Below are 23,816 nucleotides of genomic sequence, written 5' to 3' on the forward strand. Positions count from 1 at the left end.
ATGGCCCGCATCGGCACCGACACGATCATCGAGGGCCTGACCTTCGACGACGTCCTGCTCCGCCCCGCCGCATCCTCGGTGATGCCGGCCGAGGTGAATCTCGGCACCCGCCTCACCCGCTCGATCCGGCTCAACATGCCGATCATCGCCTCGGCGATGGACACGGTGACCGAGGCCCGGATGGCCATCGCGATGGCGCAGAACGGCGGCCTCGGGGTGATCCACCGCAACCTCGAGCCGCCGGAGCAGGCCGAGCAGGTCCGCCTCGTCAAGAAGTACGAGTCCGGCATGGTGCTCAACCCGATCACCATCCACCCGGACGAGACCCTGGCCGACGCCTACGGGCTGATGCGCCAGCACGGCATCTCCGGCATCCCGGTGGTCGAGCGCGGGCCCAACGGCTCCCGCGGCAAGCTCGTCGGCATCCTGACCAACCGCGACACCCGCTTCGCCACCAACCAGGGTCAGCCCGTCGCCGAACTGATGACCCGCGACCGGCTGATCACCGTGCGCGAGGGCGTGACCCAGGACGAGGCCAAGCGCCTGCTGCACCAGTTCCGCATCGAGAAGCTGCTCGTCGTCGACGACCACTATCGCTGCATCGGGCTGATCACCGTCAAGGACATCGAGAAGCAGGTCGCCTACCCGAACGCGATCAAGGACGAGCAGGGCCGCCTGCGGTGCGCCGCCGCCACCACCACCGGCGACGGCGGGTTCGAGCGGGCCGAGCGCCTGATCGATGCCGGCTGCGACGTGATCGTGGTCGATACCGCCCACGGCCACTCGGCCAAGGTGCTGGAGAGCGTGCGCCGGGTGAAGACCCTGTCGAACGCCGTGCAGGTCATCGCCGGCAACGTCGCGACCCGCGAGGGCGCCCAGGCGCTGATCGATGCCGGCGCCGACGCGATCAAGGTCGGCATCGGCCCGGGCTCGATCTGCACCACCCGCATCGTCGCCGGCGTCGGCGTGCCCCAGCTCACCGCCATCATGGAGGCGGTCGAGGCCGGCAACGAGGCCGACGTGCCGGTGATCGCCGATGGCGGCATCAAGTATTCCGGCGACCTCGCCAAGGCGATCGCCGCCGGCGCCTCGGTGGCGATGCTGGGCTCGCTCTTGGCCGGCACCGACGAGGCCCCGGGCGAGGTCTTCCTGTACCAGGGCCGCTCGTACAAGAGCTACCGTGGCATGGGCTCGGTCGGCGCGATGGCGCGCGGCTCGGCCGACCGCTACTTCCAGGCCGAGGTCAGCGACACCCACAAGCTCGTGCCGGAGGGCATCGAGGGCCAGGTTCCCTACAAGGGCCCGGTGGCGGCCGTGCTGCACCAGCTCTCGGGGGGCCTGCGCGCCGCCATGGGTTATGTCGGCGCCCCGTCGATCCCCGAGATGCAGGAGAAGGCGCAGTTCATCCGCATCACCAATGCGGGCCTGCGCGAGAGCCACGTCCACGACGTGACCATCACCCGCGAGAGCCCGAACTATCCGGGGCGGGTGTAAGCGTAGAGGTGGCCGGCGGACCCGCGCGCAAAGCGAGTCCGCCGCACTCGATCGTTTTGAGATAAGATATACGGCACTGCCGGACGAGATATGTCGGCAGTCAGGCTATCACGAGCCACTCCCCTTTCCCGGACGACTGCAGCGTCAGCGGAAGGAGATCCGGGATCCAGGGGACAAGTGCCGCGAAACGGCTCTCTATGTGGCAACGGTGCAGACACAGAGACGCTTCGCGACTTTTTGCGCTGGATCCCGGATCTCCTTCCACTGCATTTCAGTCGTCCGGGAGAGGGCGGCGTGACTCTCGAAAAACCATTCGCGCGCGGCGCGCGGCGGGGCCGAGGAGTTCAAGCTCCGCGTGAGCCGCAGCCGGTCGCCCGACGATCCATCACGGCTTCTCCTCCGCCGGGCCGTGCTTCTGCGGACGGTGACCGTCCTGGCCCGGATGGTTGTGCTTGTTGTGGTCGCGGCTCTCCTGGTGGGCGGAGGGCGGCCGGGTCGGATCGGCGCTGGTGCGGATGCGGGCGCCGCCGCCGGCCGGGACGTTGGGTCCGTCCTTGCCCTCGATCAGGCGGATATTCTGCGCGTGGGTCTTGTCGCCGTGGGGCTTCTCGCCGGCCATGGGCTTCTCCTGTCGCGGATGAGCCCGGCCAACCCCCGCCGACTGGCCCTGTTCCTCACCAGGCCGGCGCGGCGGCGCCGAGAGGGCCGGCGGGCCGGTCCCAGGCCACCGGCACGCCGTCGAGGGCAAGCGGCGGGCGCAGGCGCAAGGCAGGGCCCCAGCCGGTCGGCTCCAGCGCCTCCGCGAAATCCGCCCGTCCGGGAGCGGCGGGCGCTTCCTCGGGTAGGGGCGCCGGCGCCGCCGCCAGCAGGGCGGCGGTGCGGGCGAGCGACAGGCGCGCCGTGGCGCCGTGCCCGGTCGCGAGGCGCCGCGCCAGCCCGTGCAGGCAGGCGGCGGCCATCAGGTACCCCGTCGCGTGGTCGAGGGCCTGGACCGGCAGCGGCACCGGCGTGTCGGCGCCGGCGCGGACCATCCCGGCCTCGGCGAGGCCGCTGCTCATCTGGACCAGGCTGTCGAAGCCGCGCCGCCCCCGCCAGGGCCCGGTCCAGCCATAGGCGTCGAGGCTGACGTCGATCAGGCCCGGCCGCAGGCGGGCGCGGGCCGCTGCGTCGAGCCCGAGGCGGGCCAGAGCGTCCGGCCGGTAGCCGTGGACCAGCACGTCCGCCGTCGCGAGCAACCCCTCGAACCGTGCCCGCCCGGCCGGGTCCGTCAGGTCGAGGCGGGCGCAGGCCTTGCCGAGGGTCGTCTCCGGCACCACGCCGGGCTCCTCCCAGCCCGGCGGGTCGAGGCGCAGCACGGTCGCACCGAACCCGGCGAGGAAGCGGGTCGCCACCGGGCCGGCGAGCACCCGCGTCAGGTCGAGGACGCGCAAGGAGGCGAGGGGGCGGTCGGGCCGCGCCTCCGTCAGCCCGGACTCGCCGGCCCCGCCCGCCTCCCAGGCGACCAGGGGCTCGGCCGCCACCGCCGCTCCCTGCGGATGGGCGGCCCAGGCCGCGGCCGTGCGCATCGCGGCGGCGCAGCCGCCGGCCGCGACGACCGCCGCCTCGAGCTCGTCCGCCCGCCACTCCGCCACGGCACCCGCCACCGCCTCCCGCTCCGGCGCGGTGCCGAGCACGGCCAGGGCCGCGTCGCGGTGATGCGGCGCGTTGGTGTGGAGGCGGATCCAGCCATCCGCCGCCCGGTAATCCCCCGCCACCGGGTCCCAGGGCGGCGGCAGCGCCCATCCGCGCGGGTGGAGCGAGCGGGCGAACCAGAACGCGGCGAGGCGGCGGTCGACCGTCACGCCCGGCTGCCGGCCGAAGCGGGTCTCCATCAGCTCGGCCAGCGCCAGCCCCGCCGCCGCGACCGAGGCCGCCGCGAGGTCGCTGACCGGGTAGGCCGACGGGAGGGCGCCCGCCCCGGTCACCGTCACCGGCGGCGCGGCCCCGGCGCCGAGGCCGCGCCGGATCGCCTCCAGGATCGCCGCGAAGGCTGGATTGCCCGTCCCGCTCGTCATCACCCGCTCCCGCATTCGCCTGTCGTGACAGGAGCGCGCCGACGGGGTCAGATCGTCAATCTTGATTACCCGAATCAACGTCACGTCCGCGAGCAGTCCCGTGACCGCCACCCTCACCGCCGCCGAGGCGGCCGCCCGCCTGGGGGTGAGCCGCCAGACCCTCTACGCCTATGTCAGCCGCGGCCTGATCGAGGCGCATCCGACCGCCGACCCGCGGGTGCGGGCCTACGCGGCGGACGCGGTCGCCCGCCTCGCCGCCGCCCGCCACCGCGGCCGGCGTCCGCGGGAGGTCGCCCGCGCCGCCCTCGACTGGGGCCTGCCGGTCATGGAGACCGCCGTGACCCTGATCCGCGACGGCCGCCTGTACTATCGCGGTACCGACGCCGTGGCTTTGTCGCAGACCGCGACCCTGGAGGAGGCGGCCGCCCGGCTCTGGGCCCTGCCGCAGGACGCCGCCTTCGGGCCGGAGGTTTTCGGAGCCGCGCCGCCCGGCGGCGACCTCGGCGGCGCCTTCGCGGGTGCGACGGAGGACGCGCCGACGGCGTCCTGGCAGCAGGATCCGGCCCGGCTCGCCGCGGGATGCGGCGCCCTGGTCCGCACGCTCGCGGCCTGCGTCACCGGACGCGCGCCGGACGCCGCGCCGCTCCACCGCCAATGCGCGACGGCCTGGGGCCTGGATCCCGCCGGGGCGGAGGCGGTCCGCCGCGCGCTCGTCCTGTGCGCCGACCACGAGCTGAACGCCTCGGGCTTCACCGCGCGCTGCGTCGCCTCAGCGGGGGCGAGCCTGCGCGCGGCGGTGATCGGCGGCCTCGCGGCGCTGAGCGGCAGCCGCCACGGCGGCATGACCGCGCGGGTGGAGGCCCTGTGGGACGCGATCGACGGCCCCGATCCGGCGGCGTCCCTGCGCCGCCAGCTCGCCGGCCGCGAGGCCCTGCCGGGGTTCGGCCATCCGCTCTATCCCGCCGGCGATCCGCGGGCCGCCGCCCTGCTCGCGCCGCTCCTCGCGGAGGATCCGCGCCTGCGGGCGATCACGGCCGCGGCCGAGGAGCTGACGGGCGCGAGGCCCGCCCTCGACGTCGCCCTCGTCGCCCTGCGCCGGCGGCTCGGGCTGCCGCGGGGCAGCGCCTTCGGGCTGTTCGCGCTCGGCCGCTCGGCCGGCTGGATCGCGCAGGGGCTCGAGCAGCGCGAGACCGGCGGGCTGATCCGCCCGCGGGCGGTCTATGTCGGGCCCGAGCCGTGATGCGGCGCGGTCAAGCGCCACCAAGGGGGAAGACCATCGACCATCGCGCCTGTGCTTAAAGGTCGGCCGTGCTTGACTTTCCGCCCCGCGGAAAAACACTTTGGCCCCAGGATCGAGGATGCGGGGGCGGGCGATGGTGCGCGGCGGAACCGGACGCTCCGCGTCGCGAGCGGGCGCGGCCCTCGCGGCCTGCCTGATGGCGGCGACGCCGGCCCGGGCCGAGATCCAGGTCCTGGCGGCGCGGATCACCGCCGGCGAACTCTGGGTGCTCGGCACCGCCGACGAGGCGGACACGGATGTCAGCCTCGACGGCCGCTTCACGGCACGCGCCGATTCCCGCGGCAAGTTCGAGTTCCGCCTCGTCTACCACCCGGCGACCTGCATCGTGACGCTGCGCGCCGGCCGCCAGGAGCGCGGCGCGGTAGTGGGCGAGTGCGGCCAGCAGGGACCCGCGGGCCCGGAAGGCCCCAAAGGCGCGGCCGGTCCCGAGGGCCGGGCCGAGGTCAGGACCGTGGCGGGTCCCCCGGGTCCCCGCGGCGAGGCCGGCCCACCGGGGCCGCGGGGCGAGGCCGGCGCGCGGGGCGAGGCCGGTCCTCCGGGGCCCGCCGGGGCGCGCGGCGAGGCGGGATCGCGCGGCGAGCCCGGCCCGGCCGGCACTCCGGGAGAGCCGGGCGCCCGGGGTGAGGCGGGTCCCGCGGGCGAACCCGGACCGCGCGGCGAGCCCGGCCCTGCGGGCGAGGCGGGACCGCGCGGCGAAGCGGGCCTGCCGGGCGCGCCGGGGGGGCGGGGCGAGACCGGTCCGCCGGGTCCGGCCGGCGCCCCCGGCAAGCCGGGTCCGCGCGGGCCGGCGGGCCTCGCAGGACCGCCCGGCCCGCGAGGGCCCGCGGGTCCGTCAGGCCCGGCCGCCCGCGCACCGGCTGCCGCGGCACGCCCCCAGGCCCCTGCCAGCCGAGCGGCGCCTGCCGCCGCCCCGGCGGAGGGCGACGTCTACTGATATCGACGGCCTACGCTACCGATGCACCGGGCCGTGCGGGCGGCCCGGGCGGGGGAGACCGGCCGGCGGGTGGACACACCGATGCGGCATCCGGCGCACCGACGTAAGACCGGTCCTCACGGCCGCGCTTTGGTGCTGTCGTACGCGTCGTTGGCCGCCTCGATCGCCGCACCGTGGTCGAGCGACCACGCGCACAGCGCCTCGAAGGGCTGGCGGAGCGAGTGGCCGAGCGGGGTGATCGCGTACTCGACGCCGATCGGTGCGGTCGGCAGCACGGTCCGGGTCACCAGACCGTTGCGCTCCAGCCGCTTCAGCGCGTCCGCCAGCGCCTTGTGCGTGATGCCGTCGAGCCGCCGCTTGATCGCGTTGAACCGCGACGGCCGCGGGCACAGCACCGTGAGGATCAGGATCGTCCACTTGTCGGCGATCTTGTCCAGCACCGGGCGGACCCGCGCCATGTCGGCGAGCGCGCAGGCGGACGCGGCATCGAGATCGGTATCGTCGACCATATCTAGGCTATCTCAAGTGCGTTCTTGATACCAGGTATACGATCTGTATCTCTTGCGCCATCGCAGACGAAGGGATGCCGCGATGGCTCGCATGGTGGACAAGGTTGCGCTCGTGGTCGGCGGGGCGAAGGGCATCGGTCTCGCGGTCGCCGAGCGGCTGGCGATCGAGGGCGCGTCGGTCGTCCTCACCGGACGGCACGCCGACGAGGTCGAGGCCGCTGCCGCGAGGATCGGACGCGGTGCGCGGGGGCTCGTCGCGGATGCGGCCCGACGCGAGGATCTGCAGCGCGTCGTGGCGATCGTCCGGGAGACGCATGGCCGGATCGACGCGCTGGTCCTCAACGCGGGCATCTCGGAGCCCGCGACCCTGCGTGACGGGACGCCCGAGCATTTCGACCGGCACTTCGCGGTCAACGTCCGCGGGGCCGTCTTCGGGTTGCAGGCGGCTCTGGGCGCGATGGGGCGGGGCGCGTCCGTCGTGCTGATGGGGTCGATCGCCGACGCCGCGGGCATCACGCCTTACGGCACCTACGCCGCGACGAAGGCGGCGCTGCGGTCCTACGCGCGCACCTGGACGGCGGAACTGGCCCCGCAAGGCATCCGCGTGAACGTGGTGGCCCCCGGCCCGACCGACACCGCCATGATGGCGAGCGTGCCGGAGGAAGGGCGGGCCGCCCTGATCGCGCCGATCCCGCTCGGCCGCATGGCGCGTCCGGAGGAGGTGGCGGCGGCCACGCTGTTCCTCCTGAGCGACGAGGCGAGCTTCGTCGCGGGGGCCGAACTCTGCGTCGACGGCGGGATGCGGCAAGTTTAGAGCGCTTCACGATCGCGTTGCAATCGAGAAGCTCTCTAAGTCTTTGTTTTGTCGCATTTCCTTCGACGAAGCGGTATCCACTTCGTCGGAAAATTCTCTAGTGTCCTGGCGCTGAAGTTCGGCGATGAACGAGGTCAGGTTTCTGCGAGCTGAGCGGTTCGGAGACAGAAGCGCTTGACCGATGCGATGATCTGGTCGGCGGACTTGGTCCAGCAAAACGGCTTGGGATCGGCGTTGTGAGCCTCAAGGAAGGCGCCGATCGCCTGCTCCAGATCCTCGACGCTGCGGTAGACGCCGCGCCGGATCTCGCGCTCGGTCAGCAGGGCAAAGAAGCGTTCGACCTGGTTGAGCCAGGAGGCGCTGGTGGGGGTGTGATGCACCTGCCAGCGCGGGCGGCGCGCCAGCCATTCCCGGACCTCGGGCGTGGTGTGGGTGGCGTAGTTGTCCATCACCAGATGCACGTCGAGGTCAGCGGGCACGGTGGCCTCGATCGTGTCGAGGAAGGTGAGGAACTCGCTGGCGCGATGGCGCGGCTGGCACTGCCCGATCACCCGCCCGGTGGCGATGTCGAGCGCGGCGAACAGGGACGTCGTGCCGTGGCGCTTGTAGTCGTGGGTGCGCCGCTCGACGTCGCCTGGCTGGAGCGGCACCACGGGCTGCGACCGGTCGAGCGCCTGGATCTGGCTCTTCTCGTCGACACACAGCACGACGGCACGGGTCGGCGGATCAAGGTAGAGCCCGACGATATCACGGACCTTGCCGACGAAGTCGGGGTCGGTGGAGAGCTTGAAGGTTTTGGTGCGGTGCGGCTTGAGCCCGAAGGCGTGCCAGATGCGCTGGACGCTGGTGTGAGAGAGGCCGTGGCGTTTGGCGATCAGGCGCGAACTCCAGTGCGTAGCTCCCTCGGGCCGGCGCTCCAGGGTGTCGAGCACGAGGGCCTCGACCTTGTCATCGTCGATGCGACGGGGAGCGCCGCTACGGGGCCGATCGTAGAGCCCCTCGACGCGGTCGCGCAGGAAACGGTTGCGCCACTTGCTGACGGTCGCCAGGTCGGCGGCGATGGCTTTGTTGGAGGCGCCTTCGTCGGCCAGCAGCAGGATGCGAGCGCGCGTGGCCAGGCCTTGCGCAGTCTTGCGACGCCCAGCCCATTTCTCAAGGGCGTCGCGCTCGGCCGGGCGCAAGTTCACCGCAGGCAGGGGACGAGGCATAGGAACGCTCCGTGGCAGGGGGGCTCCCCCTACAACGTTCGTCGCCAAACTTCGGTGCCAGGACACTAGCATCTCGACCAACGCGGCAGCGTGTCCGCTGCGGCCGGGACGAGCCGCTGGCGCGGACCGTCGCAACACCATCCGATCGCGCTACCGCACACTCGTGTGCCGTGGGATCGCCATCGGATGGTGTCGCAAGGCTTCGATGGCTGCCGCACGCCGTCGACGGAGCGGGATCCGCTTCGCCGGACAACCTTCTAAGGCAGCTCCCGCACCACCACGCGCCCGCCTTCCGCCGACAGCGCCAGACGCCCGGCCTTCAAGGCCAGCGCCTTCTCGCCGAACAGCCCGCGGCGCCAGCCGTGCAGCACCGGCACGTCGGCGGCGTCGTCCTCGGCCAGGGCCTCCAGGTCGTCGACGGTGGCGATGATCTTGGGCGCCACGCGCTCGTCTTCGCAGACCGCCTTCAGCAGCACCTTGAGGAGCTCGACCAGCGCGCCGTTGCCGCCGCTGCGGGCGCGGCCGCGCTCAGGCACCGGCACGCCCGCGGGGTCGCGCGATAGGCCGCGCTCGACGGCGGCCAGGATGTCGGCTCCGGTGCGCGAGCGCTCGAACCCGGCGGGGATCGTGCGCAATCGCCCGAGCGCCTCGACGCTGCGCGGCGCCGAGGTGGCGATGTCGATCACCGCCTCGTCCTTCAGGATGCGCCCGCGCGGCACGTTGCGGCTCTGCGCCTCGCGCTCGCGCCAGGCCGCCACCTCCATCAGCACCGCGATCTCGCGGGCCTTGCGCATCCGGCTGCTCAGCCGCCGCCAGGCCTGGTCCGGATCGGCCCGGTAGGTGTCGGGGGAGGTGAGGACCGCCATCTCCTCGTCGAGCCAGGCGCCGCGGTCGGTCGAGATCAGCTCGCGGGCCAGGGTCTCGTAGACCTTGATCAGGTGGGTGACGTCCGACAGCGCGTAGCTCAGCTGTGCGTCCGAGAGCGGGCGGCGCGACCAGTCGGTGAAGCGCGAGGACTTGTCGATCTTCGCCTTGGCGACGTCGTTGACCAGCTGCTCGTAGGAGACGGAATCGCCGTAGCCGCAGACCATCGCGGCGACCTGCGTGTCGAAGAAGGGCTGCGGCAGGAGCCCGCCGAGCAGCCAGATGATCTCGAGGTCCTGCCGCGCCGAATGGAAGACCTTCAGCACCCCCTCGTCGCCCATCAGGGCGAAGAACGGCGCGAGGTCGATGCCGGGCGCCAGCGGATCGACGAGCGCGGTCGACCCGTCCGGTGCCGCGATCTGGATCAGGCACAGCTTCGGATAGTAGGTCGTCTCGCGCATGAACTCCGTGTCGACGGTCACGAAGGGTTGCGTGGCGAAGCGCGCGCAGGCGGAGGCGAGTTCTTCCGTCGAAGTAATCAGCTTCATGACCATCGGCTATAGCGGAGCCGGCCGCCCAGCGCGAGAGACCGGTGCCGTGGGTTATGGGGATTGCGCGGCCCGGTCACCCGAAATCACGCCGCGCGCGGCCCGCTCCGCCGCGCCTCCCGGCGCAGGGCCGCGGCGCGGGCCCGCCGCGTCGCTTCCGCCCGGCGGGTGAGCCAGTCGAGGACGTTGCGTTCCACCTGCTCGCCGGTGTCCCGGTCGGTCAGGCGGTGGATGCGGTCGGCGCGAAAGCCCCGGTAGCCGTCCCGGTCGCGGTCGGTGCCGCCGACCAGCACCCGGCCCGGGCCGATCTTCAACTCGTGCGCCTGCAGCCGGCGCACGCTCCAGGCGCCGTTGCAATCCTCGTAGACGAGTTCGAACCGACCCTCGATCGGCAGGACCCGCCAGGCGCCGTCCTGGCGTTCAACGAACCTGTCGTGGATCTCGGTCGGCATGGCGCGGGCTTCCGGTCGCGTCGCCGGGAGCGCCGCGGGCGCGTCCCGCGGCGGATCCGGCAAGGTGTCTGGGTGCGGCTCGAAGGAGCCGAAAAAGCTGTGCTGATCCATGGGGATAATATAGTTGTTCGTTGTTTGTTCCACAAGCGCGAACGGGGCCGGATCGAGGCCCTGCGCTTGACTTCGCTCCCCCCTTCGCGAATGGGTGCCGGGAGCCATTTCCCGCCGGCGGCCCGCCCGCGCGCCCGGTTCCGGGCCCGGTCGAGACAGCCGCGCTTCTGGACAGTCAAGACACGCCCATGCACCGCTATCGTTCCCATACCTGCGGGGCGCTCCGCCCGTCCGACGTCGGCGCGACCGTCCGCCTCTCCGGCTGGTGCCACCGCGTCCGCGACCATGGCGGCGTGCTGTTCATCGACCTGCGCGACCATTACGGGATCACCCAATGCGTGATCGATCCCGATTCGGCGGCCTTCAAGGGCGCCGAGGCCGTGCGCTCGGAGTGGGTGATCCGCATCGACGGGCGGGTGCGCCAGCGGCCCGCCGGCACCGAGAACGCGGAACTCCCGACCGGCGCGGTCGAGGTCTACATCACCGACCTCGAGGTGCTGGGCGCCGCCGCCGAATTGCCGATGCCGGTCTTCGGCGACCAGGAATACCCGGAGGAGACGCGGCTCAAGTACCGCTTCCTCGACCTGCGCCGCGAGAAGCTGCACGCCAACATCATGCGCCGCGGCGCGATCATCGATTCGCTGCGGCGCCGGATGCGCGAGGGCGGGTTCTTCGAGTTCCAGACCCCGATCCTCACCGCCTCCTCGCCCGAGGGCGCCCGCGACTTCCTGGTGCCGTCGCGCCTGCATCCGGGCAAGTTCTACGCCCTGCCGCAGGCCCCGCAGCAGTTCAAGCAGCTGACGATGATCGCCGGCTTCGACCGGTACTTCCAGATCGCGCCGTGCTTCCGCGACGAGGACGCCCGGGCCGACCGCTCGCCGGGCGAGTTCTACCAGCTCGACATCGAGATGAGCTTCGTCACCCAGGAAGACGTCTTCCAGGCGGTGGAGCCGGTGCTGCGTTCGGTCTTCGAGGAATTCGCCGAGGGCAAGCGGGTCTCGCCGAGCTTCGTGCGCATCCCCTACGCCGAGGCGATGCTGAAATACGGCGTCGACAAGCCGGACCTGCGCAACCCGCTCGTGATCGCCGACGTGACGGACGAGTTCCTGCGCGAGGACGTGACCTTCAACGCGTTCAAGAACGCCATCAAGGCCGGCGGCGTGGTCCGCGCGGTGCCGGCTCCCGGCGCCGCTTCGCAGCCGCGCTCGTTCTTCGACAAGCTGAACGACTGGGCCCGCTCCGAGGGCGCGCCCGGCCTCGGCTACATCGTGTTCGAGGAGGAGGGCGGCCAGCTCACCGGCCGCGGGCCGATCGCCAAGTTCGTGCCGGCCGAGGCGCAAGCCGCCATCGCCGCGAAAGCCGGGCTCAAGGCCGGCGACGCGGTATTCTTCTCCGCCGGGCCGGAGGCCAAGGCGGCGGGGCTCGCCGGCAAGGCCCGCATCCGCGTTGGCGACGAGCTGAACCTATCCGACAAGGACCAGTTCGCCTTCTGCTGGATCACCGACTTCCCGATGTACGAGTGGAACGAGGACGAGAAGCGGGTCGATTTCTCGCACAACCCGTTCTCGATGCCGAACTTCGATCACGAGGCGTTCATGGCGCTGGATCCCGAGGACCACGCGACGATCCTCGGCATCAAGGCGTTCCAGTACGACATCGTCTGCAACGGCATCGAATTGTCGTCGGGCGCGATCCGCAACCACCGCCCCGAGGTGATGGAGAAGGCCTTCGGCCTCGCCGGCTACCCCAAGGAGGTTCTGGAGGCGAAGTTCGGCGGCATGCTGAACGCGCTGAAGCTCGGCGCCCCGCCGCACGGCGGCATCGCGCCCGGCGTCGACCGCATCGTGATGCTGCTCTGCAACGAGCCGAACATCCGCGAAGTGGTTCTGTTCCCGATGAACCAGCGCGCCGAGGACCTGATGATGGGCGCGCCCTCCGAGGTGGGCCCGAAGCAGCTGCGCGAGCTGCACATCCGCCTCAACCTGCCGCAGAAGCAGGGCTGATCGGAGCCGGTGCCCGGTCTCGTCGCGGTCGTCGTCGCGCATGACAGCGCCGGCGTGTTGCCGGCCTGTCTCGCCGCGCTCGCCCGCGAGCACGTGCCGGCGCTCGTCGTCGACAATGCGAGCCGCGACGGCTCGGCGGATCTCGCCGCCTCCCTCGGGGCGCGGGTGCTGCGGCTCCCCCGCAACGAGGGCTACGGCCGGGCCAACAATGCCGGAATCTGGGCGGCGGGCCGGGCCGAATACGCCCTGATCGTCAACCCGGACGTCGAGCTGCAGCCCGGCGCCGCCGACGCGCTGCTCGCCGCGGCCGCGGCCTATCCGGATGCGGGTCTGTTCGCGCCCCGCATCGTGGAGCCGGACGGGCGCTTCTTCTACCAGCCGCGCTCGCTGCTGGCGCCCTACCTCACCAACCCGCGCGGGCGCCTCCACCCGCCCGAGGGCGATGCCTGCGCGCCGTTCCTGTCCGGTGCGTGCCTGATGGTGCGCCGCGACCTGTTCCTGGCCCTCGGCGGATTCGATCCCGAGATCTTCCTGTTCTACGAGGACGACGACCTCTGCCGCCGCATCGCCGATGCGGGCAAGGCGCTGGTCCACGTCCACGGCGCGGTGGCGCTCCACGGCCGCGGCGCCTCGAGCGCGCCGGAGCGGGGACGCGTGCGCCGCTCGCGCTGGCACCAGGCCTGGTCGCGCGCCTACGTCTCGCGCAAGTACGGCCTGCCCGATCCGACCGGCGGCATGCTGGCGAAAAACGGCGTGAAGGCGCTGCTGGCGGCGCTCGCCTTCCGCCGCTCGGGCATCGAGCGCTACGGCGGCTCGGTCGCCGGCGCCTGGGCGGCGCGGCAGGGCCGCAGCGCGCTCGCCGAGGAGGGGTTGGCGCAGGATCCGGCCGTTCAGCCGGAGGCCGGCGCATGGTGACGGTCGCCGCCGGCCTCGCCCGGCTGCACAACGCCTTCGGGGCGGTGCGTCTGGCGCTCGCCCTCCTCGTCGTGGTCTCGCACGCCTTCAGCGTCACCACCGGCCACGTCCTCGACGAGCCGCTGACGCGCCTGACCGGCTACACGCTGGGCGAGCACGCGGTGAACGGCTTCTTCGCCGTCTCCGGCTTCCTCGTCACGATGAGCCTGATGCGGCGCGGTCCCCGCGACTACGTCGTCGCGCGGGCGTTGCGCATCGTGCCGGGGCTGGTGGCGGCGACGCTCGCCGTCGCGCTCGGCCTCGGCAGCCTGATGACCGATCGGCCGCTCTCCGCCTACTGGGCCGATCCCGGCCTGTGGCGGTTCGTCCAGGGCACGCTCACCACCTTCAAGAGCAACGCGGCGCTACCGGGCGTCTTCTCCGACAACCCGTTCCGCTTCCCGATGGGCACGGTCTGGACGCTCAAATACGAGGTCCTGTGCTATCTCGGCCTCCTAGCGGCGGGGCTGCTCGGCACCCTGCGCCGGCGCTGGCTCGCGCCGCTCCTCGTCGCCGGCCTGGCGGTGGCGCTGGCGGCGGCGGGCCTGCGCGACGGCGAGATGCCGAAGGCCCTCGAGACGAGCTTGCGCTTGCCGCTGATCTTCTCGGCCGGCGCTGCCCTGTTCCTCTACGCCGACCGGGCGCCCTTGAGCTGGCCGCTGGCGCTCGCGCTCCTCGTCCTCGCGGGCCTCGCCCACGGCACCGCCCTCTACGCGCCTCTGCTGTTCCTCGCCGAGGCCTACGGCGTGCTCTGCCTCGGCCTCACCCCCCCGGTTCGCCACCCGGCCCTCGATCCGCGGGCGGACCTGTCCTACGGCACCTACCTCTACGGCTGGCCTGTGCAGCAGAGCCTGCACGCCCTGTTCCCGACGGCCTCGGCGTGGTGGCTGCTCGCGCCGTCGCTGGTCCTGACGCTGGCGGTGGCGGCCCTGTCCTGGCGCCTCGTCGAGCGGCCGGCCCTGGGATGGAAGGCGCGGCTGATGGGGAAGCGGGAGGCGGTGGCCTGAGCCCGTGTGATCGCAGCCTGTGGCCTCGCGTCGAGCCGCGCTGTATCATGGCATCATGACTCGCGACGATGCGATCATCGAGCTCAAGGCACACGCCGACAGCGTGCGGGATCGGGGCGCGACGTCGCTCTCCCGGTTCGGACCGCCCGCCCGGGACGGTCCCCGGCCCGACAGCAAACTCGACCTGTTCATCGACGACGATCCCCAAGAGCCGCTTCAACGGCTTCGACCTCGTCGGCATCAAGCTCTTCCTCAAGGAGCAACTGGGGACCGAGGTTGACGTGACCACCCGCGACAGCCTGCATCCGCGGCTTCGCGTGCGTATTGAGTGATCGGCGGTCAAGGTCTTTTGAGTCGGCCGGCCGCTGGCGACTTAGAGCCTGTTTGACCGGTCGGCAGAACTTATCCCATCCACAACCTCATCCTGAGGTGTTAGTCGATTGAAAATCGACTGACCTCGAAGGAGGTCTCCAGATATCACCGAGGCAACTGGAGGCCTCCTTCGAGGCTCCCGTTGGTCGCAAATCAGGATGGGGTCGCGTGTGGGAAAAATCATCTTCGCGCAGTGCAATCTTTGCAAGTCAAACAATCTCTTACGGCTCCGGCTTGTTCTCCTGAGGCTGAGAAACCGCATGTTCGAGCACTCGGCGGATGAAGCGTTGGTACGGCAGGCCCTCCCGAGAAGCCGAAGCCTTGACGGCATCGAGCAGATCCTTCGGCAGACGCATGTTTACGCGCTCTGTCTTCGGCGCAAATTCAAACTGAACAGGCTTGAATTGCGAGAAATCGAGATCGGACAGATCCTGATCAAGAAATGTCTCGGCTTCGGTATCGGTTTTGAATTCAGGAATCCTGCTGTTCATAAGATTCCGCTTCCTTACGGTGCATGTAGCGGGCGCTGATCGGCCTGATTGACTGTCCACTGCCATGGTTTCGGACCGTGAAGGCAATGAAAAGGGGCCGCCCGGCGGGCGTACGGCCGATGGCGATCAAGCGTTGCTCCACCGCCGAATGCTTTAAGTCGGGCGCGATCCGCGGCCGGCCACGTAAGACGGCTTCGATCTCGGCGATCGAGACCCCGTGCTTCTGGCACTTCTCGCGATTGCCATCGTCCCATTCGATCCCGCCTGTCGGCACAAGCCGCTCCTGACGTTCATGTGCACAAACGTATGTACGTTATGGGTGCGATGCAAGGATGAACGAAATGGGAGGTGTGGTCCGACGCGACAGACTCGATCGGCGCCTGACGCCGCCCCCACGCTGCAGCCCCTCCATCGTGGGCGCTCACTGATCACGGCTTGTGGCCCCGCATCGGGTCGCGTGGTGCCACGCGCGGCACCGTATGAAGCGACGCGCGAGGTCGATCATCCCGCGTCGCTGAGGTAATCCGTCAAGATCTGGCGGCTCGTTTCCAGAGTGGCGATTTTTTCGGCGATGCGCCGCATCTCTCTTTCCAGGGCCGGGCGAACTTCCTTGCAGGCCTGGAAGCGCTGCCCCTGATCGTCGAGGCAGGGCAGGACGATCCGGGCGGTCGCGAGGGTGAGGCCGGCGGCACTCAGCGCGCGGATCCGCTCGACCAGGCGGACATCCTCCTCGTCGTAATCGCGGTAGCCGGAGGAGCGACGCGTCGGTTGCAGCAGGTGCTCCCGCTCGTAGTAGCGCAGCATCCGCACGCTGACCCCCGTCCGACGCGACAACTCGCCGATCTGCATCATCCCTCCGCCGCGGCTTGACCCTGACAGCGCTGTCACCCTTTAGCGGTCGGCGCATGCCCGGTTCAAGGAGTGACGGCATGTGGTCGAGAATCGCCCTTCTGGCAGTCGGTACCCTTGCGATCGGCACCGACGGGTTCATCGTGGCCGGTGTCCTGCAGGATATCGGTCGCCGGCTGGACGTGAGCGTGGCCGCCGCCGGTCAGCTGGTCACGGTCTTCGCGGTGGTCTACGCGATCAGCTCTCCCGTCTTGGCCTCCCTGACGGCGAACCTGCCGCGCCGCAGGCTGCTGCTATTCGCCCTGTCCGTCTTCATCGTCGGCAACGCGATGGCGGCCCTGGCCGAGAGCTACGCGATGCTGATGGCCGGCCGGGTCGTGGCGGCGATAGCGTCGGCGGCCTATACGCCCTGCGCCTCCGTCTCCGCCGCGATCCTGGCGGGGCCGACGCACCGGGGGCGGGCCCTGTCGGTGGTCATGGGCGGCATCACGGTCGCCACCATCGTCGGGGTTCCGGTCGGCACGTGGCTCGGCGAGGCCGGCGGCTTTCGCGCCGCCTTCTGGCTGGTCACGGGGCTCGGCGTGGCGGCGCTCATAGGGCTCGCCCTCCAGCTTCCCGAGCTCCCGGCTCCGCCGACGGTCACGCTCGGCGAGCGCGTGCGCTCCCTGCGGCTGCCGCAGGTCCCTGGAACGCTGATCGTCACGACCCTGGCGATGACCGCGGGCTTCACCGTCTACACCTATATCGGCCCGCTCCTGGCCGAGACGATGCACGCCGAGGGGAGGACCCTGAGCCTGGTCCTGTGCGCGTTCGGCATCGCCGGGACCATCGGCAACGGGCTCAGCGGCTGGCTCGCCGACCGGTGGGGCGCGAACCGCACGGTCGCGACGAGCCTGATCGTCGTCACGGGAATCCTCGCGGTGTTTCCCTCCGTGGCGACGACGCTGCCGGGCGCACTCTTCGGCGTCGCGGTCTGGAACGGCGCGGGGTGGCTGCTGCTGCCGGCGCAGCAGCATCGCCTGCTCTCCGCGACGCCGCAGGTCGGCCAGATCCTGGTGTCCCTGAACGCCTCCGCCCTGTATCTCGGCATCGGCGTGGCAGGTCTCCTCGGCGGCTGGGTCATCCAGCTCTGGCCGGCCCGTGCCCTGGGGCCCGTCGCGGCTCTGGTGGCGGCCCTGGCGCTGGTCGTTCACCTCCTGAACGCCCGTAAGGTGCGCCGCTCTGCGGCGGTGCGCGAGCAGGGTTAACGGAATGTGAGCCAACCTGCGGGCATGACAAGTCTCGATCCGCACCCGACGCCACCGCGCGCCGGGCGCCCTAAATCGAGCTCGAACACCGAGCCCCGCGTCACGAGCGTCCATGCCCTCCACCCGCGCCCCCGCCCTCGACGAGCTCGACCAGAAGAGCGCCCAGAGCCGCCATGCCGCCCTCTCGGCGGAGATCGCGGAGCACGACCGGCGCTACCACGGCGAGGATGCGCCGACGATCTCGGATGCCGAATACGACGCCCTGCGCCGGGAACTCGAGGCGATCGAGGCGCGCTTTCCCGATCTCGCCGGCACCGGCGCGGCCTCGGCCAGCGTCGGCGCCAAGGCGTCGGACAAGTTCGCCAAGGTGCGCCACGCCGCGCCGATGCTCTCGCTCGGCAACGCCTTCTCGGACGAGGAGATCGGCGAGTTCGTCGAGCGGGTGCGCCGCTTCCTCGGCCTCGCCGCGGGCGAGCCGGTCGCCTTCACGGCCGAGCCGAAGATCGACGGGCTGTCCCTGTCGCTGCGCTACGAGGACGGGCGCCTCGTCACCGCGGCGACCCGGGGCGACGGCGAGGTCGGCGAGGACGTGACCGCCAACGTCCGCACCATCAAGGAGATCCCGGAGGTTCTGGCCGGCGGGGACTGGCCGGCGATCTGCGAGGTGCGGGGCGAGGTCTACCTGTCGCACGCCGATTTCGCCGGCATCAACGCCCGCCAGGAGGCGGCCGGCAAGCCGCTCTTCGCCAACCCGCGCAACGCCGCCGCCGGCTCCCTGCGCCAGCTCGATTCCAGCATCACCGCCTCGCGTCCCTTGCGCTTCTTCGCCTACGCCGCCGGCGAGATGTCCGAGCCGCCGGCCGAGTCGCAGTTCGAGATGATCGAGGCCTTCAAGTCCTGGGGCCTGCCGGTGAACCCGCTGACGGTCCTGTGCATCGATGCGGCCGCGATGCTGGCCCATTACCGGATGATCGAGGCGCGGCGGGCCGAGCTCGGCTACGACATCGACGGCGTCGTCTACAAGGTCGATTCCTTCGCGCTCCAGCGCCGCCTCGGCTTCGTGGCGCGGGCGCCGCGCTGGGCGCTCGCCCACAAGTTCCCGGCCCAGCGCGCCACGACCGTGGTCGAGGCGATCGACATCAATGTCGGGCGCACCGGCTCGCTCAACCCGCTGGCGCGGCTGCGGCCGGTCACGGTCGGCGGCGTCGTGGTGTCGAACGCGACGCTCCACAACGAGGATTACGTCCACGGCGTCGATGCCGACGGGCAGCCGATCCGCAGCGGCGTGGCGATCTGGACCGGCCAGACCCTGCGCGACGACGTCGACCTCTCGCAGGGCTCGGACGTGCGCGTCGGCGATACGGTGGTGGTGCTTCGCGCCGGCGACGTGATCCCGAAGGTCGCCGACGTGGTGCTGGAGCGCCGGCCGAAGGACGCCGTGCCCTATCGCTTCCCCGAGACCTGTCCGGCCTGCGGCAGCCACGCGGTGCGGGGCCTGAACCCGCGCACGGGCAAGCTCGACGCGGTGCGCCGCTGCACCGGCGGCCTGATCTGCCCGGCGCAAGGCCAGGAGCGGCTGAAGCACTTCGTCTCGCGCAACGCCTTCGACATCGAGGGCTTCGGCGAGACCTACATCGAGACCCTGTTCGAGGCCGGCCTGGTGCGCCAGCCCGCCGACCTCTTTCGCCTCGACTTCGAGCCCCTGAAGGAAGCGGTGGTCGCCCGGCGCCAGGCGCTCTCGGCCGAGCGGGCGCTCGCCGCCGGCAAGGAGGTCAAGAAGGCGGCCAAGAAGAAGGACGACGAGGACAAGGCGATCAAGAACCTCCTCGCGGGGGTCGAGGCGCGGCGAACGATCCCGCTCAACCGGTTCATCTTCGCGCTCGGCATCGAGCAGGTCGGCGAGGCCACCGCCAAGGCGCTGGCCAAGCACTTTTCGGATATGCCGGCCCTGATGGCGGGCGTCGCTGCCGCGGCCTCCTGCCAGCCGGGAACGGACTGGATCGCGCTGGCGAGCCTCGACCGCGTCGGCGCCACCACCCGCGACCGGCTGCTCGCGGCGGCGGCCGAGGCGCCGGAGGCCGACCTGCTCGCCGGCGGCGCGGTGGCGCGCCTGTCGACGCCGCAGCGCGAATCCCTGATCGAGGCCTACGGCGATGCCGCCGGCGTGCGGGCGGCGGTGGAGCGCGCCGCGACCCAGGTGCCCGGCGATGCCTACCGGGCGCTCGCCGATGACGGCGAGATCGGCGCGGTCACCACCGCCTCGCTGATCCAGTTCTTCTCGGAAGGCCACAACGTCGCGGCGGTGGAGGCGCTGCTGGCCGAGGTCGCGACCGAGCGAGCGGCGCTCCCTGCGCAAGCCGCGGCCTTCAGCGGCAAGACCGTGGTGTTCACCGGCACCCTGGAGAAGATGACCCGCAGCGAGGCCAAGGCGACGGCCGAGCGCCTCGGCGCCAAGGTCTCGGGCTCGGTCTCGGCCAAGACCGACCTCGTGGTGGCCGGGCCGGGCGCCGGCAGCAAGCTCAAGGATGCCGAGAAGCACGGCGTGACGGTCGTCTCGGAGGAGGCGTGGCTGGCGATGGTGGCGTCCGCCTGAAATTCGGCGCCTTCGCGGGGAAGAGCGCGGGAATGACCTTCCCCCGCACCCTCGCGATCGACTTCGAGACCGCCAACGAGCGCCGCGACAGCCCCTGCGCCGTCGGGCTCGCCTGGATCGAGGGCGGGCGGGTGGTGCGGCGCGAATCGCGGCTGATCCGCCCGGCCGAGATGCGCTTCTCGCCCGGCAACATCCGGGTCCACGGCATCCGCCCGCGGGACGTCGCCGGCGCGCCGGCCTTTCCCGAGGTGATGGCGCCGTACCTCTCCGAGATCGCCGGCAGCCTGGTGCTCGCGCACAATGCCAGCTTCGACGTCGGGGTGCTCGCCGCCACGCTCCAGGCCTACGGCCTGCCCCAGCCCGCCTACGCCTCGCTCTGCACGGTGCAGCTCGCCCGCCGGCACTGGCCGGGGGAGGGCGGGCAGGGACAGGGCACCTACCGGCTCTCGGCGCTCGCCGCCCGGATCGGCGTGACGTTCCGCCACCACGATGCCGGCGAGGACGCCTATGCCTGCGCGGAGATCGCGCTCGCGGTGATGCGGGAGGCCGGCGCGCCCGACATCGCGAGCCTTGCCAAGGGACACGGCCTCCTCCGCGAGCGGGCCGGGGAGGGCGGGCGGGCGCCCGACGGGATCGCCGCCCGGGCCCTGCGCGGCGTGGCGCCGAGCCGCACCCGCGCGCCACTCCTGCACTTCGTCGTGCGCGGCAGCACCGGCACGCCCTACGACGTGCGGCTGATCGAGGGACGCGACGGCCCGCGCCTGCGCTGCTCCTGCGCCGGGGCACGGTTCCGGCCGGATTGCCGCCACGTCCGGGCGCTCGCGAACGGCGAGATCGACGCGCTCCTGTCGGACAATCCGGGGGACGTGGCGGCGCTGGCGGGGTTGTTGCGGATCGGGTGAGCGGCACCGTCCCGGCCTCTCGCCACACCCCAGACACGACAAAGGCGGGTCCGCGCTCGCGCGCGGCCCGCCTCGTACGGTGACGGCGGTCTATGAAGCCCGCGAAACCTCAGTGGGTCTCGCGAACGGCCACGGCATTCGGCGTCAGGCCGAAGCGCTCGGCGAGGTGCCAGCGCAGCTCGCGGGAGGAGTGGTAGCCGTAGCTCTTGTCGATCAGGTGGCTGACGTCGATCGGGCGTTTGCCGTCGCCGAAGCGGCTGATCTGGTCGACGTGGAAAGTCGTGCCGTCATTGAAGACGGACGGCGCGCCGTCGCGCCGGGTGAACTCGAACAACATGGATGTCTTTTCTTCTATCGTTGCGGCGCTCCTCGTCGGAGCGACTGTGCGTGGCAGGCGGCCAGATGGCCGCCGGCGGAGCGTGGTCTGAGCCCGCAGGCTTAGAACGCTCCAGTGCGGCCAAGGTTCCGTAACCTTAACGGTGTTATCGTTAAGGCCACGTAAACCCGGGCCGAAGGGCCGCCCTCAGGCGACCTGCAGGTTCACGGCCGACATCTTCGTGCTGTCGCGCCGGTCGGCCTGCAGCTCGTAGGAGACCTTCTGGCCCTCGACGAGGCCGCGCAGGCCAGCCCGCTCCACCGCGGAGATGTGGACGAAGACGTCCTTGCCCCCGTTATCCGGCTGGATGAAGCCGAAGCCCTTCTGGTCGTTGAACCACTTGACAGTACCAGTATTCACGCGGTCGTCCTCGTCTCGTTAGAAGTCGCAGCGGGCCGCCCTCGGGTCGAGAGCAGCGCGGCGCGACGGCGCCAATGTATCCGGGAGGGAACTCGTGTGCACAGAGCTCTCGGAGCCCTGCGGGGCGTGATCGCCCGGGCCACCCGCCCGTTGCCGCTGAGACCCATGTAGGAACCCAGTCTGGCCGGAACAAGGCAGGAGCCCCAAGATCGGCTCGCGGAGCGCGTGTCAGGGGTGGCTGCGCCCGCGCTGGTTGGGATCGATCCCGCCCTCCGGCGTGGTGTCGTTCGCGACGTCGCCCTCGTCGGTGTTCGCGCCGGCGAGGTCCTCCGGGTCGCCGCCGGAGATCGTCATGCCCTTCGAGCTGCCGATGCCGGGATTGCCCTTCAGGTCGGCGTCGGTGGGCGTCGTGGTCTTCGGCTGCTTCGAGGTCATGCGCGGTCTCCTGCAATGAGCCGCCCTAACGGTTGAGCGCCTGCTCGAGTTCGCCCCGGGTCATGCGGGAGCGCCCCTTGACGTCGCGGCGCTTCGCCTCGTCGTAGAGCGCGGCACGGGTCGCATGGGACCGCGTGTCGCGCTCCTTGGCCCGGGTGCGGCGGAAATTCGACCGGTTGTCGGCCGGGCTCTCCCGGTTCGAGGCGCCGGCCTCGCGCAGCGCGATGGCGATGGCCTGCCGGTGGTCGGTCACCGGCTCGCCGTCGCTGCGCTCCAGCTCGCCCTCCTTGAACTCGTGCATCACTCGGGCGATCGTGCCCTTCTGGGCCTCCGTGGTCCGGTTGCCGGTGGTCTTGGTGCCGGTCGTCCTGGTGCCGGTCGTCCTGGTGCTCTTGCGCGCGGCCATGGTCGTCATCCGCTCGTGCCGGGGCGCTCGCGCGCCCGTTTCATCACGGGATCAACGCCGCGGAAGGCCTCGGCGTTTCGGGCCTTGCAGGCCGGGTGTGCGTGGAATTCCCTGTCGCCTCCGGCAGATTGCTCCCATATACGGGCGACATCGTACAGTGTCGGACGCTCCATGGCGGGTATCTCGGTTTCCCTCGAAGGTTCCAACATCCAGCTCTCGTTCCAGAAGGACGACCAGGCGACCGCGGTCATCATGGATGCCAGCGCGGCCCGCGCCCTCGTGCGCGCGGTGGGCCAGCTCCTGACGGTCATGCACGAGCCGGACGAGGGCGATGCCGACGACCTCGGCGACGAGGATGCGGCTCTGCTGGACGTGACCTCGCCGGCGATCGAGGTCGGCACCGACGAGCAGGGCCAGGCGGTGGTGGCGCTTCAGGCCGGCGGGCTGCCGCCGTTCCAGCTCCGCCTCACCGACGAGGAGGCGCGGCACGTCGCCACCTCCCTCAACGAGATCCTCAACGCCCCGCGCGACGTGCGCAGCTCGCACGGCGGGCACTGAATGCGAGAAGGGCGCCCGGTCGGGGCGCCCTTCGGTTATCGTCAGATGCGAATGCCCGGGTTGGTCGGACCGCCCGGCAGGTAGTCCGGCTCGGAGCCCGGCCCGGTCGGGTCGGTGATGCCCGGGTCGTTGACCGGGTAGGGCGAGCGCGGGCCGGTCGGGCCGGTATCGGGCAATTCGTCGGGGGCGACCGGGGGCGGGATGTCGCCGGGAATGCCGCCGCCGGGGGTCGGCTCGTGGCCGGGCAGGCCTGGATTGGCCATGGTCGTGCCTCCTCTGAGGGTGCGGGTATGAGGGTTTAAACCGCCCGGCGCGGTGCGGTTCCGTCGGGGCAGGGTCCCGGAACCGGCGTTACCCAGGGTCGTTGCCAGGGCATTAGAACCCCCTTGGAGTAAGACCCGATGCCCGACATCAAGCAGGCCAAGATCCTCATCATGGCGACCGACGGCTTCGAGCAATCCGAGCTCGAAGTGCCGAAGGCCAAGCTCGGCGAGGCCGGCGCGCAGGTGACGGTGGCGGCGCCGAAATCCCGCCGGACGCCCGACAGCATCCGCGGCTGGGACGAGACCGACTGGGGCCGTCCGGTCAAGGTCGATGCCGACATCGAGAGCATCGACGCGTCCGCCTACGATGCCCTGGTGCTCCCCGGCGGGCAGATCAACCCGGACAAGCTGCGCCTGGAGCCGAAGGCACTGGAGATCCTGCGCAGCTTCCTGTCCGCCGGCAAAGTGGTGGCCGCGATCTGCCACGCGCCCTGGCTGCTGGTCGAGGTCGGCGCCGCCAAGGGCCGCAAGATGACTTCGTTCGCCTCGATCAAGACCGACGTGATCAATGCCGGCGCCGAGTGGCACGACCTTCCCGTGGTCACCGACAAGGGCATCGTGACCAGCCGCAACCCGGGCGACCTCGACGCCTTCTCGGCCAAGATCATCGAGGAGATCCAGGAGGGCCGCCACGACCGCGCCGCGGCGTAAT

At 71.3% G+C, this 23,816-nt stretch carries 26 protein-coding genes; 12 read left to right on the forward strand and 14 right to left on the reverse strand.

From position 1 onward, the window contains the following. Positions 1-1,494 carry an IMP dehydrogenase gene (guaB, locus tag BM430_RS05560; RefSeq protein ID WP_093566224.1) on the forward strand — a complete coding sequence of 498 codons (1,494 nt, stop codon included), beginning with the start codon at positions 1-3 and terminating at the stop codon, positions 1,492-1,494. Positions 1,495-1,879: 385 nt separating this feature from the next. On the opposite strand, the gene BM430_RS05565 is transcribed toward guaB, so the two are convergent. Both BM430_RS05565 and BM430_RS05570 read right to left on the reverse strand, forming a co-directional pair. Then, positions 1,880-2,113 carry a hypothetical protein gene (locus BM430_RS05565; RefSeq protein ID WP_093566226.1) on the reverse strand — a complete coding sequence of 78 codons (234 nt, stop codon included), beginning with the start codon at positions 2,111-2,113 and terminating at the stop codon, positions 1,880-1,882. Positions 2,114-2,168: 55 nt separating this feature from the next. Beyond that, on the reverse strand, positions 2,169-3,548 hold the full coding sequence (locus tag BM430_RS05570) for a CoA transferase (RefSeq protein WP_093566420.1): 1,380 nt from the start codon (positions 3,546-3,548) through the stop codon (positions 2,169-2,171). A gap of 100 nt (positions 3,549-3,648) precedes the next feature. Here BM430_RS05570 and BM430_RS05575 point away from each other — a divergent pair, with 100 nt between their 5' ends. Both BM430_RS05575 and BM430_RS05580 read left to right on the forward strand, forming a co-directional pair. After that, entirely contained in the window at positions 3,649-4,788 is a 1,140-nt protein-coding gene (locus BM430_RS05575) for a citrate synthase (RefSeq protein WP_093566228.1), read from the forward strand. 118 nt (positions 4,789-4,906) lie between these two features. Beyond that, positions 4,907-5,782 carry a collagen-like domain-containing protein gene (locus BM430_RS05580; RefSeq protein WP_244539340.1) on the forward strand — a complete coding sequence of 292 codons (876 nt, stop codon included), beginning with the start codon at positions 4,907-4,909 and terminating at the stop codon, positions 5,780-5,782. A gap of 116 nt (positions 5,783-5,898) precedes the next feature. Here BM430_RS05580 and BM430_RS05585 read toward each other — a convergent pair whose 3' ends face one another. Beyond that, complete coding sequence (locus BM430_RS05585; protein ID WP_093566232.1) at positions 5,899-6,291, reverse strand: winged helix-turn-helix transcriptional regulator; 393 nt, start codon at positions 6,289-6,291, stop codon at positions 5,899-5,901. Positions 6,292-6,373: 82 nt separating this feature from the next. Here BM430_RS05585 and BM430_RS05590 point away from each other — a divergent pair, with 82 nt between their 5' ends. After that, positions 6,374-7,105 carry an SDR family NAD(P)-dependent oxidoreductase gene (locus tag BM430_RS05590; RefSeq protein ID WP_093566233.1) on the forward strand — a complete coding sequence of 244 codons (732 nt, stop codon included), beginning with the start codon at positions 6,374-6,376 and terminating at the stop codon, positions 7,103-7,105. Positions 7,106-7,239: 134 nt separating this feature from the next. Here the strand turns inward: BM430_RS05590 and BM430_RS05595 are convergent, their stop codons facing one another. From BM430_RS05595 to BM430_RS05605, 3 genes are all read right to left on the reverse strand, one after another. Continuing rightward, the gene (locus BM430_RS05595) at positions 7,240-8,313 is read right to left on the reverse strand and encodes an IS630 family transposase (protein ID WP_093566234.1); all 1,074 of its coding nucleotides are present in this window, start codon (positions 8,311-8,313) and stop codon (positions 7,240-7,242) included. Between the two features lie 257 nt (positions 8,314-8,570). Then, positions 8,571-9,725, reverse strand: a complete 1,155-nt coding sequence (rnd, locus tag BM430_RS05600; protein ID WP_093566236.1) for a ribonuclease D — start codon at positions 9,723-9,725, stop codon at positions 8,571-8,573. An 86-nt stretch (positions 9,726-9,811) separates the two neighbouring features. Beyond that, on the reverse strand, positions 9,812-10,177 hold the full coding sequence (locus BM430_RS05605) for a hypothetical protein (RefSeq protein ID WP_093566421.1): 366 nt from the start codon (positions 10,175-10,177) through the stop codon (positions 9,812-9,814). A gap of 299 nt (positions 10,178-10,476) precedes the next feature. Here BM430_RS05605 and aspS point away from each other — a divergent pair, with 299 nt between their 5' ends. From aspS to BM430_RS05620, 3 genes are read left to right on the forward strand one after another with little or no spacing between them, the layout of a single operon-like run. Beyond that, positions 10,477-12,291 carry an aspartate--tRNA ligase gene (gene aspS, locus BM430_RS05610; RefSeq protein WP_093566238.1) on the forward strand — a complete coding sequence of 605 codons (1,815 nt, stop codon included), beginning with the start codon at positions 10,477-10,479 and terminating at the stop codon, positions 12,289-12,291. 9 nt (positions 12,292-12,300) lie between these two features. Next, positions 12,301-13,206 carry a glycosyltransferase family 2 protein gene (locus BM430_RS05615; RefSeq protein ID WP_093566241.1) on the forward strand — a complete coding sequence of 302 codons (906 nt, stop codon included), beginning with the start codon at positions 12,301-12,303 and terminating at the stop codon, positions 13,204-13,206. Continuing rightward, positions 13,200-14,252: an acyltransferase family protein gene (locus BM430_RS05620; protein WP_093566243.1), complete on the forward strand. Its 1,053-nt coding sequence runs from the start codon at positions 13,200-13,202 to the stop codon at positions 14,250-14,252. The genes BM430_RS05615 and BM430_RS05620 overlap by 7 nt, the downstream gene beginning before the upstream one ends. 593 nt (positions 14,253-14,845) lie before the next feature. On the opposite strand, the gene BM430_RS05630 is transcribed toward BM430_RS05620, so the two are convergent. The 3 genes from BM430_RS05630 to BM430_RS05640 form a co-directional block, all read right to left on the reverse strand. Then, complete coding sequence (locus BM430_RS05630; protein WP_093566245.1) at positions 14,846-15,115, reverse strand: CopG family antitoxin; 270 nt, start codon at positions 15,113-15,115, stop codon at positions 14,846-14,848. Next, on the reverse strand, positions 15,096-15,389 hold the full coding sequence (locus tag BM430_RS05635) for a BrnT family toxin (protein ID WP_093566246.1): 294 nt from the start codon (positions 15,387-15,389) through the stop codon (positions 15,096-15,098). The genes BM430_RS05630 and BM430_RS05635 overlap by 20 nt, the downstream gene beginning before the upstream one ends. A gap of 227 nt (positions 15,390-15,616) precedes the next feature. Further along, positions 15,617-15,964, reverse strand: coding sequence for a MerR family transcriptional regulator (locus BM430_RS05640; protein WP_093566422.1), 348 nt, complete (start codon positions 15,962-15,964; stop codon positions 15,617-15,619). Between the two features lie 80 nt (positions 15,965-16,044). Here BM430_RS05640 and BM430_RS05645 point away from each other — a divergent pair, with 80 nt between their 5' ends. The 3 genes from BM430_RS05645 (at position 16,045) to BM430_RS05655 (ending at position 20,706) form a co-directional block, all read left to right on the forward strand. After that, positions 16,045-17,211, forward strand: a complete 1,167-nt coding sequence (locus BM430_RS05645) for an MFS transporter (protein ID WP_177302950.1) — start codon at positions 16,045-16,047, stop codon at positions 17,209-17,211. A gap of 112 nt (positions 17,212-17,323) precedes the next feature. After that, complete coding sequence (gene ligA / locus BM430_RS05650; RefSeq protein WP_093566249.1) at positions 17,324-19,804, forward strand: NAD-dependent DNA ligase LigA; 2,481 nt, start codon at positions 17,324-17,326, stop codon at positions 19,802-19,804. Positions 19,805-19,836: 32 nt separating this feature from the next. Then, complete coding sequence (locus BM430_RS05655; RefSeq protein WP_093566423.1) at positions 19,837-20,706, forward strand: 3'-5' exonuclease; 870 nt, start codon at positions 19,837-19,839, stop codon at positions 20,704-20,706. A gap of 109 nt (positions 20,707-20,815) precedes the next feature. Here the strand turns inward: BM430_RS05655 and BM430_RS05660 are convergent, their stop codons facing one another. The 4 genes from BM430_RS05660 to BM430_RS05675 all read right to left on the reverse strand — a co-directional run bounded on the left by BM430_RS05660 (position 20,816) and on the right by BM430_RS05675 (position 22,283). Further along, positions 20,816-21,043 (reverse strand): AsnC family transcriptional regulator, encoded by a 228-nt coding sequence (locus BM430_RS05660; protein WP_093566250.1) that lies wholly within the window; start codon positions 21,041-21,043, stop codon positions 20,816-20,818. Positions 21,044-21,229: 186 nt separating this feature from the next. Further along, positions 21,230-21,442: a cold-shock protein gene (locus tag BM430_RS05665; RefSeq protein ID WP_048429112.1), complete on the reverse strand. Its 213-nt coding sequence runs from the start codon at positions 21,440-21,442 to the stop codon at positions 21,230-21,232. Positions 21,443-21,670: 228 nt separating this feature from the next. Next, positions 21,671-21,877, reverse strand: coding sequence for a hypothetical protein (locus BM430_RS05670; RefSeq protein ID WP_093566252.1), 207 nt, complete (start codon positions 21,875-21,877; stop codon positions 21,671-21,673). Between the two features lie 25 nt (positions 21,878-21,902). After that, positions 21,903-22,283 carry a DUF6496 domain-containing protein gene (locus BM430_RS05675; protein WP_244539341.1) on the reverse strand — a complete coding sequence of 127 codons (381 nt, stop codon included), beginning with the start codon at positions 22,281-22,283 and terminating at the stop codon, positions 21,903-21,905. A 171-nt stretch (positions 22,284-22,454) separates the two neighbouring features. Between BM430_RS05675 and BM430_RS05680 the strand changes: the two genes are divergently transcribed. After that, the gene (locus BM430_RS05680; RefSeq protein WP_093566255.1) at positions 22,455-22,841 is read left to right on the forward strand and encodes a hypothetical protein; all 387 of its coding nucleotides are present in this window, start codon (positions 22,455-22,457) and stop codon (positions 22,839-22,841) included. 41 nt (positions 22,842-22,882) lie between these two features. Here the strand turns inward: BM430_RS05680 and BM430_RS05685 are convergent, their stop codons facing one another. Further along, positions 22,883-23,104, reverse strand: a complete 222-nt coding sequence (locus BM430_RS05685; RefSeq protein ID WP_093566257.1) for a hypothetical protein — start codon at positions 23,102-23,104, stop codon at positions 22,883-22,885. Between the two features lie 138 nt (positions 23,105-23,242). On the opposite strand from BM430_RS05685, the gene BM430_RS05690 reads away from it, so the two are divergent. Continuing rightward, the gene (locus BM430_RS05690) at positions 23,243-23,815 is read left to right on the forward strand and encodes a type 1 glutamine amidotransferase domain-containing protein (RefSeq protein ID WP_093566259.1); all 573 of its coding nucleotides are present in this window, start codon (positions 23,243-23,245) and stop codon (positions 23,813-23,815) included. The last annotated feature ends 1 nt before the right edge of the window (position 23,816 follow it).

Origin of the sequence: Methylobacterium sp. 174MFSha1.1 (genome assembly GCF_900116815.1) — a bacterium.
In the GTDB taxonomy this organism is placed as follows: domain Bacteria; phylum Pseudomonadota; class Alphaproteobacteria; order Rhizobiales; family Beijerinckiaceae; genus Methylobacterium.